The following is a 12,720-nucleotide window of genomic DNA, read 5'->3' on the forward strand; positions in this document are numbered from 1 at the left end:
CCGCTTACTTGCGGCGCCGCTTGCCGGAGGACGAGCCGGAACGCCGCCGCCCCGAAGAGCCCGATGTGCGGCGCTTCGGGGCGCTTCTTTTGCTGCGCCGGCGAGGCTTGTAGGCTGCGGAATCCTCCTCCGCCGCGAGCAGGCCGGTCGCTGCGCCTAGCGCCCCTTTTCCTTTGCCTATGCTGCCCATAACGAGCTTGAACATCGGAGCCATCTGCTGAAAGCCCTGCATCACCTTCTGTACTTTGCCTATGGAACCGACGATTCCGTCGATTCCCCCCATGCGGTCGATGATACCCTTGAGCTGCTCCATGTTCCCCATGTTGGCGAGTCCGCCGAGGTTTCCGAGCAGTCCGCCGCTTTTAGCAGCCGTCTCTGCTGCTACCGGAGCCGCGAGCGCGGTTTCGGCTGTTTCCGCTCCCAAAGAAGACAATGCGCCTGTTCCTCCGGGTCCCGGCACCTGCACGTAAGTATTGATGCCGGGGTAGGGAGACGAACTGAACGATTCAGCCAACCCGCGGCTGCTTCGAGGGGAATGATTATAGTAATGCTGAGGCATGATATCACATTCCTTTGTCGGTTATTTTTGCTATACTGTATGTCATGGGCGAACATAAGGTATGGACGGATGCCCGGGGTAACAGGGATAAGAGCGGAAAAGGGCAGACGCCCAGCAGCCGGGGAAACCTTGAATAACCCTTGTCCGGCTTTGTTTTTGACGCCCTGATGTTTAGTAAGATAGGAATGGTGCTGATAGATGGGAGAGCGAAGCAGGTAGCAGCAGATATTAATATTTTGTACGTATAGAGTGGACAGTTGTCCGCCATTTTCATTCTTTACAGCGTGAACTCGTTAATGCTTGAAAAAAGCGCTCTGGTGCAATATAGTAAAAGCAGTAAGCCACTTTAGGGGATGATTATATTATGCAGCTTAAGAAGCTGAACGATAAAAGTATCGATCAACTGTTTGAAGCTATTTTAACCTTGAAAAATATGGAAGAATGCTATGTGTTTTTTGACGACCTGTGCACGGTGAACGAGATTCAGTCGCTCTCGCAGCGCCTTGAGGTTGCGCGAATGCTGGGCAAAGGCTGCACGTATAATCAGATTGAAGCGGAGACCGGAGCGAGCACGGCGACGATCTCGCGGGTTAAACGGTGCCTTAACTATGGTAATGACGGCTATAAGCTGACGCTGGAACGCTTGGGGCGCTGATACCGATGAACCCGGGCGTGCTCATCATCAGTCACGGTTCGCGCGATACGTCCTGGGTGGCTATCGTTGATGAGGGTCTAAGTGAATTATCGCTGCGGGAGGATCTTCCCGTGGCGGTTTCTTTTTTGGAGCTGGTGGAAGGACGTTCCATTCAGGACGGGATCGACAGCTTGGAAGGACAGGGCGTTACGGATATTCTGGTCATTCCGCTGTTCGTCTCATCGGGCAGCACCCATGTTGATGAGATAGCCTATGCGCTCGGGGTCAAGGATGAACCGGAAAAAGAAACCGATCTTCAGCGGTTTAGAGTAACCGCCCGCGTTCACTATGGCGCCCCCGTCGACGACGATCTGGATATCGCAGTCATGGTCTGGGATAAAATCCGGGAGCTGTCGGCTGATCCCGCCAGGGAGACGATACTGCTGGTTGGCCACGGGAGTATGCATGCCGGCTTCCGCCAGCGCTGGGAGCGCGGAATGTCGTCGCTGGCGGAGCGTGTCCGCAGGGTCAGCGGCATTGCGGCAGCAGATTACGCGCTGCTAAGCCCGGACAACGTGAGCGATAAGGTGCGGTACTGGCGTGAACAGGGGCATGAGGTGCTGGTCGCGCCGATTTTTTTAAGTGAAGGCTATTTCACCAAGAATGTCATTCCGGGGAGGCTCCAGGGATTAATCTATAAATATACCGGAAAAACGCTGCTGCCCCACCCGCTGCTGCCGCACTTTATCGCCGCCCAAGTGGAGGAGATGCTGAAAAGGCTGCGCGGGGGAGAAAGTTAGGCAGGCGTGTAATCCGTACCTGATCCGTAAATAGTGCAGTTAGTATAACCGCGATCCCCATGTGCTTTTTCCTCTCTTACCTACATATATTGATTGTGCCCTTCAGAATTGGGTATAATCAGTTAAGTTGTTAATAAAGAAACGGGTGAGAGTTCCGGAAATGAAAACTGCGAGATTGATATATAACCCCACTTCCGGGCGGGAAGAAATGAGACGAAGGCTTGCCGATATTCTGGACCGTCTTGACCAGGGCGGCATTGAGGCTACCACTCATGCGACGACGGGCGAAGGCGATGCGACGGAAGCCGCGGCGGATGCGGTAGAACGCGGCTACGATCTCATTATTGCGGCTGGCGGCGACGGGACGCTGAATGAGGTGGTTAACGGGATGGCTGAGAAGCCGAACCTTCCTCCTCTCGGGGTGCTGCCGCTGGGAACCACAAATGATTTTGCACGCGCTATGGGCATTCCAAAATACTGGGAAGAATCCTGTGATCTGATTATTCAGCAGCAGTCGCGTCTTATTGACCTTGGCAAAGCCAATGACCGCTATTTCATCAACATTGCCGGCGGCGGCACGCTGACCGAGCTGACATACGAAGTGCCCAGCAGGCTGAAGACGATGATGGGGCAGCTCGCCTATTATTTAAAAGGAATCGAAAAAATGGCCAGCCTGTCCCCTACAGAGCTGGTGATCCGCGCACACGGACAGGAGCTGATCCATGACGAGTTCATGCTGTTCCTGATTGCCAACACGAATTCCGTCGGCGGGTTCGAGAAGCTTGCTCCCGATGCGCGGATTGACGATGGGCTGTTCGATGTCATCGCCCTGAAGAAATGCAACCTCGCCGAGTTAATCCGCCTGGTCACCTTGGCGCTGCGCGGCGAGCATTTGCAGGATAAGAAGGTCGTATATTTCCGCACGAATGAAATGGAAGTGACCTCTCCCGGCCATGTCCAGCTCAATCTGGACGGAGAGCTTGGCGGCACCCTTCCGGGCCATTTCCGGATACTGCCCCAGCATTTGCGGATATTCGCGCAGATCTCATAAGCGGGATGAAGGCGGATTACAATAAACACCATGAACAATGAAGATCATGAAAGAAGTGAAACCGAGCGAATGAACAATAACCGCAGCGGCCGTCGTCAAGGCCGCCGGGACGGTTCGGCGGAAGTCGCTGGACTGCCTGTAAATAAAAACGATGAGGTCGTGCTGGATATCATCGGCATGACGCATGAAGGTGAAGGGGTAGGCCGGGTAGAAGGCTATACCCTTTTTGTGCAGGGGGCGCTCCCCGGAGAGAAAGTCCGGGCCAAGGTGCTCAAGACGAAGAAGCAGTACGGATACGCCAAGCTGCTTGAGCTTGTAGAGGCGAGCGCTTCCCGCATCGCGCCGCCCTGCCCGATCTATGACCAATGCGGCGGCTGCCAGTTGCAGCATATGGACTATGCCGCCCAGCTAAAGTGGAAGCGGCAGCTTGTGGTGGACAACCTGGAGCGGATTGGGAAGCTGGAGGTGGTGAAGGACGGGGCGGACGGAGAGGTGCTGGGCGAACGGAAGCAGAGCGGGGAGCCGGATGCGGCTGGCGGCGAAGCTGATGAGAGGTTGCTGGCTGAAAGGAAACGGATCGGGGAGTCAGATAAGGACGGCGAGAAAGCGGATGGGGAAGCAGGGAGCCGGGTGAAAGCAGTGCCAGGTGCTTCGGGAGACTCTGTAGGTGTTTCGGCGGAAGAGGTTTTTACGGGAGCGAACACTCCGGCCCACGGCGGACCTACGGAAGCAGCAGGGCAGGGAAGGAATGCCGCTCCGGGCGAGGCATTCCGTTCCGGCGGTATCGTGGTGCGGCCGACGCTCGGCATGGATGAGCCTTGGCGCTACCGCAACAAGGCCCAGGTGCCGATCGGCGCAGCCGACGGCGGGCTGATCGGCGGATTCTACGCACGCGGCAGCCACCGCATCATCGACATGGAGACTTGTCTGATCCAGCATGAGCATAACGACGCCGTAGTATCGGCTGTCAAGCGGATCGGCCGGGAGCTCGGCATATCCGCATATAATGAAGAAACCGGCCGTGGCCTTCTGCGGCATGTTATCGTCAAGAAGGCGTTCCGCACCGGTGAAATGATGCTTGTCCTTGTGACGAACGGACAGGACATCCCGCACCGGGACGCTTGGATTGGCAGCATCCGGGAGGAGCTCCCGGATGTCGTGAGCATCTGCCAGAACGTCAATACGCAGCGGACGAACGTTATTTTTGGTAACGAGACCCGCGTATTATGGGGCAGAGATGTTATTTATGACTACATCGGCGATGTGCAGTTCGCCATTTCGGCGCGCTCTTTTTACCAGGTGAATCCTGCGCAGACCGAGGTGCTGTACAGCAAAACGGTGGAATATGCTGGATTGACGGGCAGCGAAACCGTCATCGACGCCTACTGTGGCATCGGCACGATTTCTCTCTTCCTGGCGCAGCATGCGGATCGGGTGTATGGTGTAGAGATCGTTCCGGAGGCCATTGAGGATGCGCGGGCGAACGCGAAGCTTAACAACATGAATAATGTTGTGTTTGAGGTAGGCGCATCCGAAGACGTCATCCCAAGCTGGAAAGCGCAGGGCATCACCGCCGACGTCATCGTCGTCGATCCCCCGCGCAAGGGCTGCGACCCGCGCCTGCTGGCGACGATTCTGGAAATGAAGCCGGAGCGGGTGGTGTACGTATCCTGCAACCCGTCTACCCTGGCAAGGGATTTGCGGGTGCTGGAGGATGGAGGGTATTACACCGTTGAGGTGCAGCCGGTGGATATGTTTCCGTGGACGGTGCATGTGGAGTGCGTAGCTCGGATGGACTTTATCGGAACAGGGTAAAAAACACAATATGTAGTGGCTCTTAAGGAGTTAACACCACCATATGTTGATTCTTGTTTACATTATTTGGTTGGTGGTTTTTAGGCCAAAAGTGCCCATTCCATGGATGGACTTTTTTAATGATACAAAACAGGGCGTTTATGCAAGATATTTACAGGTTTATTGGGGCGGAAATCCGCGGCCTTTTCCGGCGGAGTTTCGCCCTTTTGTTTTTCATAAACTCCCCGTCATAGAGCCTGTGAAATGAGCCAGAAAGGAGGAAGCCAGCATGGATTATTCCAGACTATTGCGGAAAAGAGCTTTATACGAGCAAGGCAAAGGCATACTTCCGGCAGTGACCGTCCAAAGCTACGTGCAGGCGTTCGAACTGGAGTATACGCATCACTCCACAGCCATCGAAGGCAACAGCCTGACTCTCCTCGAAACCAAGGTTGTCCTAGAGGAAGGGCTGTCCGTCGGCGGCAGGAAACTGCGGGACATCTACGAAGTTGTCGGCCATCATAAAGCGTATCAGCATGTCAAAGCCTGCGCTCTGCAAGGGCAACCCTTGGATGAAGCCGTCACGAAAAACATCCACGCCATCCTGATGGAGAACATCATGGTGGGCGGCATTTACCGAATGTGGAGGTATATATTTCGGGCGCTGCTCATACGCCGTCTGCACCAAATGAGATGTACCGTCAGGTAAAGAACTTCTATGCTGATCTGCCAGAGAAGGATGCCGCCAACGCCATCAAGCTAGCAGCATGGACCCATGCGGAGTTTGTCCGCATTCACCCGTTTACCGACGGCAACGGCAGAACCTCGCGGCTCATCATGAACTAACAGTTGATGGCTCATGGCTTTCTGCCCATCTCCATCGCCAAGGAGGTCCGGCTGGAATATTTCAACGCGCTGGAAGCCTACACCGTGCATCGGGACTTGAAACCCTTTGTCGATATGATTGCCGCCCTGAAGGAAGCGCAGCTTGACCGCTAGCTTAGGATGATTGAATGGCAGAGACAAGGCGGGCAGCAATTGGAGTGAAGCAGTGAAGGCTTTGCTAAGAAATAGGCTATGTTAAATCTAATTGTTGATTACTGACCAAGTAAAAACCGCCTTCGATAAGGCGGTTAAATAGCGAGTTGGATATCTTCAAATGGTACGTATTTGTTAGGTTCAATTTCTTTATACACCCGAACGCAAGTTACTTTAAAGGTCGGAAAAGGTGCTAATGCATTTCTTGATGCGAATTCCATTTCTTTAATTTCCGATTCTTTCATACACCAGTAAGTCTGACCTAAAGTCAAATGAGAATGATAGTTATCCAACTCGAAATAACGTTTGATAAGCTCAGGCGAGGGTGATACCGTTTCTACCAGTAGTTTGTGCAATTTGTATATCTCTTTCGATTGAACGCCCAGAAATACAACCGCAGTTCCGAACGTTGCTGGCTCTGTAAGCGACAATTGGAAACTTTGCACGGATAAACAAGCTTCTCGCACTTTGTCAAGCCATATCATATCTTCGGTAAGTCCACCTTGAGCCTTCACAGTGATATGAGGCTCGACAACTTCCCTAAGCTGATTGCTATCCCAACGATTACGAAATAATGCGATTTGTTCTTTGTATTCATCAGGGGGAACGATACCAATAAAATATTGTACTTTCGCACCATCTTTCTAAGTATTTGACCTTTAATTTAGCAAGAATACGATAATTGACGGAGATGAACGTTTGTCTCCTTTACAGGAAACAGAAACGATAATACTAACATATTTTTCATTGAAGTGGAAGATATTAACGATGAATTATATCGGATGATCAATCTATAATTCAAAAATACCAAGGCGGTTTATCGCTAAGGAGCCATTCCTGCAATGAAGTAATTTAGGCTTTGAACGAAAAAAGCACCTCTAGTATACAGGGAAGCGTTCAGACCAAAGAACAAATCCCATCAACGAAAGAGGCGCTCAAGATGAAGAATAAGCTAAAACAGAAAAAGAATCAACGGATTACACGAATTACTGAAAAAACGCTGGTTGTCGGAGCAGACATCGCGAAAAAGACTCACGTAGCGCGTGCCGTAGATTTTCGCGGCATCGAACTCGGGAAGGACTGCGTATTCTCCAATGATCAGGAAGAGCTGACGAAGCTTGCCGCGTGGATGAAGGAGCTCGGCCGGATTCATGACAAAGCAGACATCGTTTTCGGTATTGAGCCTACTGGACACTACTGGTTCCCGTTAGCGGCATTCCTGAAGGAGCAAGGCATCCAAATCGTTGTCGTCAATCCGCATCACGTGAACAGAACCAAAGAGCTTGAGGACAACTCACAGACCAAGAGCGATTATAAGGATGCGAAAGTCATCGCTGACCTCATTCGGAATGGGAAGTATTCAGAACCCCATTTACCGACGAAGGAATACGCAGAGTTACGCATACTCATGAATTTTCGTGAGAAGGTCATGGTGAACTTGAATCAAGTGAAGGCGCGTGTTGGCAACTGGTTGGATCGCTATTTTCCAGAGTATTCACAAGGGTTTAAGGACTGGGAAGGCAAAGCCTCCCTTATGACCTTGCGTCAGTTTCTTACTCCGGAGGAGATTGTCTCTACAGGCGCCAGAGACGTTCTCACGCACTGGAAGACGGAAGTGAAGCATGGAGTTGGCATCAAGAGAGCTGAACAGCTCTATGCAATAGCATCGGTATCCATTGGACTTACCGAAGGGCTGGCAGCCGCGCGAATCGAGCTTGCGTCCTTGCTTGATCAGTTTGATCTGTTCGTCAAGCAGGAAGCTACTGTGATGGCGGAGGTATTGAAGATTCTTGAAAAGATACCGGGAACGGAGTACATGCTTAGCGTTCCAGTTACATTCAAGCCATACGGATTCCGTCGAGTGCCTTATATGGAATCAGTGAGTCAATTTTGATACTGACAAGGGAACATTGTTTGAATTTGTAACATAATTATGCTATTATTATGCTACAATTTGCTACGAGGAGTGAAGGTTATGCCGGAAATCAGACCGATTGCGGAACTGCGGAATACCAGCAAAATCTCTGAACTTTGCCACGAGCAGCCTGAGCCGATTTTTATAACGAAGAATGGATATGGCGATTTGGTGATTATGAGCATAGAAACCTACGAAAGGCAATTGGCGATGGTGGATGTATACCGCAAATTAGCGGAAGCTGAAAAGCAGTTAGCTGAAGGGTTGCCACTGGTAGATGGTGAGCAGGTATTTCAACGTTTGAGAGAAAAGCATGGACGGTAGTTGGTATTCCATCAAATTTACACCGCTCGCACAAGATGATCTCGATCAAATTTTTGAATATATCTCCAAGGAACTGTCGGCGACTCAAGCTGCACACAACATGATGACTGATTTAGAACAGGGTATTATGGGTTTGAGCGATTTTCCATACGGAGGAAGTCCGGTTCGGGATGATCTTCTTAGAGGCAAAGGCTATCGCAAACTGGTCATTCATCGCTATCTTGTCTTTTATCTGATTAACGAAGTTGAAAGACATGTGGTCATTATGCGGGTTTTATATGGCTCAAGAAAATATGAAAGCTTTTTATAGCAAATTTGAAAATGCTGATTTTTTGTGGCCTCCCTTTTCCCAGCGGAGTTTTTTGCTTAAGCCGCGGCGCCACCAGTCTGGTAGATTCATAACTTCATCCGTGATAGCCGCTCAGGGCATGTGGAGAGTGTCGCATGTCTGGTGTGGAGTGGTACAAAGTGATGGGAATCCTTGTGGAATAAGGATTTTTCATAGGGCACAATTGATTTGCATACTATTCAAAAATACGTCAGCGCTCAAAGTCGTTAGGCGTTTTTTGTGTACATATTACTGCGCGAGGTGAAGAGCAATGACGGATAAGCGTTGGTCGTACAACCCGAAGCCGATTAAACTGGAAGCAACGGATAAGTCAAGGCTGGAAGCAGCAGTCAAACAATACATAACAGCTTCCCCAGTATTAGGTCAAACGGTTCATCGTTTTGAAGTAAAGGCGGGAAGAATTTATCTGTATCGCTTGCACGAGCAATTTGGCTGGGATAACCCGGAGACGCAATTTATAAAGCCGTTAATCGACGGTAAATATGCTGAATTTCCAATGGCTCGCATTACATTATTTGATGTGCGCGGCGAAAAGTGTGAAGCCGCTTTCCAGCGTCACACAGGACAATGGGTTAGCCTATATGAAGGAGATATTTTGGAATGTTTGGGCTTCATTGAAGAGAATGATCAATGGTTTCAATGAAATCAATCAATGGAGTTGATAGATAGGATGGCCGAGAAGTTGAATTTGTCCGGGATCAAGCGCAAGTTGCAGGACTTCTCCAAAGAGGAGCTTATTGAACTGGTGGCTGAGGCAGTCAGGATAAGCAAGGATGCCCGGAGTTATGTCTCCATCAAGCTTGAAGGTGAGGCAGCTTTGCTGGAAAAGGTTGTTGCAGCCAAAGACCAGATTTACAAAGAGTTCAATCCCATTCGCGGGTTCCCCAAGCTAAGGCCATCTAAAGTCAAACAAATTTTCACTGAGATGAACAGGCTTGGCAAGGGAACGAGCTGCCCCTTTGAGTTAATGGTTTATTTTTGCGAGGTAGCAGTCCAGTATATTCATGACGAGGGGGATATTTTTGAAAACATGGGGGATTGCTTCACGGATACTTACGAAAAAGTGATTCAGATACTCAATAAGGAAAAAACACCGGACTTGTATGAGCGGTACAAAGATCGTCTGAAGGCCATTGCCAATAAACCGGACTGTCATTGCTGGGGCATTCATGACTCGTTAGCAGGCTCCTATTCTGTTCTCAAATGGATAGAAGACGATGAGTCCTAGTTTGATGATGACAATTGATTCATACAATTATGATTGATTTTGGAGGGTGAATAATAATGGCGCGACAGCCTGAAATAAACGAAGTCTTGAACAGCTTGTCCAAAGAAGAACTGATTTGTATTATCGCCCAGGTCGCCGAACAGGATGAAATGTTTAAAAACGGTCTATTGGTCAAATACGTCAAAGGTGATCATAGCCAGCAGATTGAGTCTTGCAAGAAGCTGATGGATTCCATTGTGAAAAAATATGTCGGAAGAGAAGGTTTTATCCCTTATCGGGAAACGTACGGGTTTGCAATGGATATGCTTGGCCTGCTGGAGAATACGAACGGAGCAAAGGATGACTCGATGGCGCTGGAAATCGCCTTGCTGGTGCTGGAGGAGGGAGTGGCGGCATTTCAGTATGCGGATGATTCGGATGGCGATATCGGCATGCTCGTGGAGGAAACCTTGGAACAAATCCGCGAAATCGCAGACAGCTTGAATCAACAGGATGCTTCTGCCCGGGAGCGCTTCTTTAACCGGCTGTTAACGATAAGCAAGAGCGAGATTTTCCAGGGCTGGGAAGATTATCGGATTGCTCTATTCCATATCTGTACCGAATTTGCGGATGTGGAGAACCTCAGAGAACAGTTGAAGGCATCGATTGAGAGTCAAATCGCTGCCAATGCCAATAACGACTATCGAAAATATGCAGATGAAGCACTGTTGAAGCTTTTATTCCAGATCATGCAGAATTATGGCTCCAAAGAGGAAGCGGAGAGATTTATGCAGGAGCATCTCCATTTCACTTTTTTCAGAGAGTGGGCCATTGAGCAAAGTATGAAGAGCCGGAATTACCGCCGCGCAATCGAATTGGCTGAAGCTGGCGAAAGCCAGGATGGGCGACTTCCCGGTTTGATTTCCAAGTGGAAGGCTGCAAGATATGAAGCCTATAAAAAGCTTTCTCTTAAGCAAGAGCAGAGGGGGCTTGCAAAAGAACTTTTGCTGGGCGGCGACTATGCATATTATCATGATTTGGAGTCTCTGTTCGAAGGGGACAAAGAAGAGTTCTACCGCAACCTCATTGCAGAGCTGAAAGAGGCCAACAATTGGAGAGCCCGGGAGGTCTATCTTAAGCTTATCTCGGACAAAAATGATCTGGAAGAAATGATGGTTTATGTTAGGGCAAATCCTTCCGCGATAGAAGAATATGCTTCGCGACTGTCAGCAGACTATCGAGAGGAAATTCAACAGATTTATAGCAATCATATTTATAGCACTGCCGATGCATCTTCAAATCGAAAAGAGTATCAGCGTGTGTGCGCCATGCTTAAACGTTATAAAAAGATCGTGGGCAAAGCGAACCAGTCAGAGATCATTATACAGTTAAAGACTCAATATAACAGGAGACCAGCTTTTCTTGATGAACTGTCCAAGATTAAGTGAAAGAAGTCATCGGTGGCCTCTTTTGTTTGATTTGGGATTAAAGCCTATTCTCAATAGCTTCCTGTAATGCTGCATATTTTATAATAGAGAATGCTATAATGATAACAAATGCAAGGCGAATTGAAGTTTTAAGATAGATGGATCATTCAGAGAAAATTAGGTGAGATACGAATGGCAAACAAAACATTATTGGAACTTCTACAGGAAGAGATGAAGATGGGCCTCAAGGGGGGGCTGTATCATCAGACCCAGATTAAGCTTGCCTATAACTCTAATCGTATCGAAGGCAGCCGTCTATCCGAAGATCAGACCCGATATATTTTTGAAACCAATACGCTTCACGTGGAACCGGAGGAAACGGCAGATGTCGATGATATTATGGAGACGGTAAACCACTTCGCCTGCTTTGATTATATGCTGACTCATGCACAGGAGAACTTGTCCGAAGAAATGATAAAGGAGTTCCATCGAATCTTAAAAAGAAATACCTCGGATGAAAGAAAAGATTGGTTCCGCGTTGGCGATTACAAAGCCCGACCCAATGTGGTTGGAGATAGGAAAACGACAGCTCCGGGAAAAGTGGCAAGCACTATGGGAAAGCTGTTGGCTGCGTATCACCAAAAGCCAAGTATATCGCTAGTGGATATTATAGATTTTCATCATGAATTTGAGAGCATCCATCCTTTTCAGGATGGCAACGGTCGTGTCGGCAGGATCATCATGTTCAAGGAATGTCTGAAAAATGAGATCCTCCCCTTTATCATTGACCATGAACATAAGTTATTTTATTATCGGGGCCTTAAGGAATACCGCTCTGAAAAAGGGTACTTGATGGACACCTGCCTGTCGGCTCAAGACAGATATGAAGAACAGGTTGATTATTTTTTTTCCGATTTGAAGCAATGTGGACCTGAATCTCACCCGGGGATGGACCAGCCATTGTAGAAAGGAACAAGCAAGCACCAAATTATAGTCGGCCAATCTATCTGATGAAGAGCCGCTTTTGTTAATAATACCCCGTCCTGCTTGACTTTGAAGTGAATGGCACCCATATAGACGACGGCATACACACCTTGCAGGGGCCGATTCTGCCACTCCTTAATGAGCGGAACGATCTTATTGGTGACATTGGAAATGAGCGTGGGGGAGACCTCAATGCCATACAGATTCTGTAGATGATCCTAAATTTCGCGGGTACTGACACCTTTGGCGTACAAGCCAACGATCTGGTCTTCGATCCCGGTTATATTGGACTGGTGCTCCTTGACGACCACGGGCTCGAACTCACCCAGCCGGTCCCGAGGGACGGTGATCTCCTGCTCTCCGTATTCACAGACGACCGTCTTCTTGCTTTTTCCATTGCGGCTATTGGGCGTCATTTCGGCTTTGACTTCGTGCTTCTCATAGCCCAGATGGGTATCCAGTTCCGCCTCCAGCTTAAATAGATTAGATAATTTAAGGGAAGTGATGTTACAAGAAGATAAGGGGGAAATAAAAATCAGACTATTGGAAGAATATAAGCAGATAATGAACGAGGTAATAAAGAATAATATGATAGAAAAAGGGGCTCAAAACCGAAATTAGTGGTTGAAAAATAAAAC

15 protein-coding genes and 2 pseudogenes are annotated in these 12,720 nt (G+C 49.1%); 14 read left to right on the plus strand and 3 right to left on the minus strand.

The genetic code is table 11. The features are described from left to right. Nucleotides 1–4: 4 nt before the first annotated feature. Nucleotides 5–559, minus strand: coding sequence for a hypothetical protein (locus tag L691_RS0111490; RefSeq protein WP_025690669.1), 555 nt, complete (start codon nucleotides 557–559; stop codon nucleotides 5–7). A 364-nt stretch (nucleotides 560–923) separates the two neighbouring features. Between L691_RS0111490 and L691_RS0111495 the strand changes: the two genes are divergently transcribed. From L691_RS0111495 to L691_RS32730, 7 genes are all read left to right on the plus strand, one after another. After that, nucleotides 924–1,214 (plus strand): YerC/YecD family TrpR-related protein, encoded by a 291-nt coding sequence (locus tag L691_RS0111495; RefSeq protein WP_025333183.1) that lies wholly within the window; start codon nucleotides 924–926, stop codon nucleotides 1,212–1,214. 5 nt (nucleotides 1,215–1,219) lie between these two features. Continuing rightward, a complete protein-coding gene (locus L691_RS0111500) occupies nucleotides 1,220–1,993 on the plus strand; it encodes a sirohydrochlorin chelatase (protein ID WP_025690670.1) in 774 nt (257 codons plus the stop codon). Nucleotides 1,994–2,153: 160 nt separating this feature from the next. After that, a complete protein-coding gene (locus tag L691_RS0111505) occupies nucleotides 2,154–3,044 on the plus strand; it encodes a diacylglycerol kinase (protein WP_025690671.1) in 891 nt (296 codons plus the stop codon). A 69-nt stretch (nucleotides 3,045–3,113) separates the two neighbouring features. Next, a complete protein-coding gene (gene rlmD, locus L691_RS0111510; protein ID WP_025690672.1) occupies nucleotides 3,114–4,859 on the plus strand; it encodes a 23S rRNA (uracil(1939)-C(5))-methyltransferase RlmD in 1,746 nt (581 codons plus the stop codon). A 268-nt stretch (nucleotides 4,860–5,127) separates the two neighbouring features. Next, nucleotides 5,128–5,547, plus strand: a complete 420-nt coding sequence (locus L691_RS32720) for a Fic family protein (protein ID WP_198023015.1) — start codon at nucleotides 5,128–5,130, stop codon at nucleotides 5,545–5,547. Continuing rightward, nucleotides 5,481–5,684: a Fic family protein gene (locus L691_RS32725; RefSeq protein ID WP_198023016.1), complete on the plus strand. Its 204-nt coding sequence runs from the start codon at nucleotides 5,481–5,483 to the stop codon at nucleotides 5,682–5,684. The genes L691_RS32720 and L691_RS32725 overlap by 67 nt, the downstream gene beginning before the upstream one ends. A 6-nt stretch (nucleotides 5,685–5,690) precedes the next feature. Next, the gene (locus L691_RS32730; protein WP_198023017.1) at nucleotides 5,691–5,837 is read left to right on the plus strand and encodes a hypothetical protein; all 147 of its coding nucleotides are present in this window, start codon (nucleotides 5,691–5,693) and stop codon (nucleotides 5,835–5,837) included. A gap of 134 nt (nucleotides 5,838–5,971) precedes the next feature. Here L691_RS32730 and L691_RS0111525 read toward each other — a convergent pair whose 3' ends face one another. Next, a complete protein-coding gene (locus L691_RS0111525) occupies nucleotides 5,972–6,493 on the minus strand; it encodes a 2'-5' RNA ligase family protein (protein ID WP_036736695.1) in 522 nt (173 codons plus the stop codon). 323 nt (nucleotides 6,494–6,816) lie between these two features. On the opposite strand from L691_RS0111525, the pseudogene L691_RS0111530 reads away from it, so the two are divergent. The 7 genes and pseudogenes from L691_RS0111530 to L691_RS0111560 form a co-directional block, all read left to right on the plus strand. Continuing rightward, nucleotides 6,817–7,707 (plus strand): annotated as a pseudogene (locus L691_RS0111530) (IS110 family transposase); the annotation flags it as partial. 144 nt (nucleotides 7,708–7,851) lie between these two features. After that, nucleotides 7,852–8,115, plus strand: coding sequence for a type II toxin-antitoxin system Phd/YefM family antitoxin (locus tag L691_RS0111535; RefSeq protein WP_025690676.1), 264 nt, complete (start codon nucleotides 7,852–7,854; stop codon nucleotides 8,113–8,115). After that, the gene (locus tag L691_RS0111540) at nucleotides 8,105–8,425 is read left to right on the plus strand and encodes a type II toxin-antitoxin system RelE/ParE family toxin (protein WP_025690677.1); all 321 of its coding nucleotides are present in this window, start codon (nucleotides 8,105–8,107) and stop codon (nucleotides 8,423–8,425) included. The genes L691_RS0111535 and L691_RS0111540 overlap by 11 nt, the downstream gene beginning before the upstream one ends. A gap of 289 nt (nucleotides 8,426–8,714) precedes the next feature. Continuing rightward, nucleotides 8,715–9,107: a hypothetical protein gene (locus tag L691_RS0111545; protein ID WP_025690678.1), complete on the plus strand. Its 393-nt coding sequence runs from the start codon at nucleotides 8,715–8,717 to the stop codon at nucleotides 9,105–9,107. Between the two features lie 27 nt (nucleotides 9,108–9,134). Next, complete coding sequence (locus L691_RS0111550; protein WP_036736697.1) at nucleotides 9,135–9,692, plus strand: DUF6155 family protein; 558 nt, start codon at nucleotides 9,135–9,137, stop codon at nucleotides 9,690–9,692. A 347-nt stretch (nucleotides 9,693–10,039) separates the two neighbouring features. Further along, the gene (locus tag L691_RS0111555) at nucleotides 10,040–11,119 is read left to right on the plus strand and encodes a hypothetical protein (RefSeq protein WP_156934222.1); all 1,080 of its coding nucleotides are present in this window, start codon (nucleotides 10,040–10,042) and stop codon (nucleotides 11,117–11,119) included. Between the two features lie 171 nt (nucleotides 11,120–11,290). Next, nucleotides 11,291–12,064 carry a Fic family protein gene (locus tag L691_RS0111560; protein ID WP_025690681.1) on the plus strand — a complete coding sequence of 258 codons (774 nt, stop codon included), beginning with the start codon at nucleotides 11,291–11,293 and terminating at the stop codon, nucleotides 12,062–12,064. 50 nt (nucleotides 12,065–12,114) lie between these two features. On the opposite strand, the pseudogene L691_RS31270 reads toward L691_RS0111560, so the two are convergent. Next, a pseudogene (locus L691_RS31270) lies at nucleotides 12,115–12,555 on the minus strand (IS256 family transposase); the annotation flags it as partial. Nucleotides 12,556–12,720: the final 165 nt, after the last annotated feature.

The sequence above is a fragment of the Paenibacillus zanthoxyli JH29 genome, from assembly GCF_000520715.1.
Taxonomy (GTDB): Bacteria; Bacillota; Bacilli; order Paenibacillales; family Paenibacillaceae; genus Paenibacillus_AQ; species Paenibacillus_AQ zanthoxyli.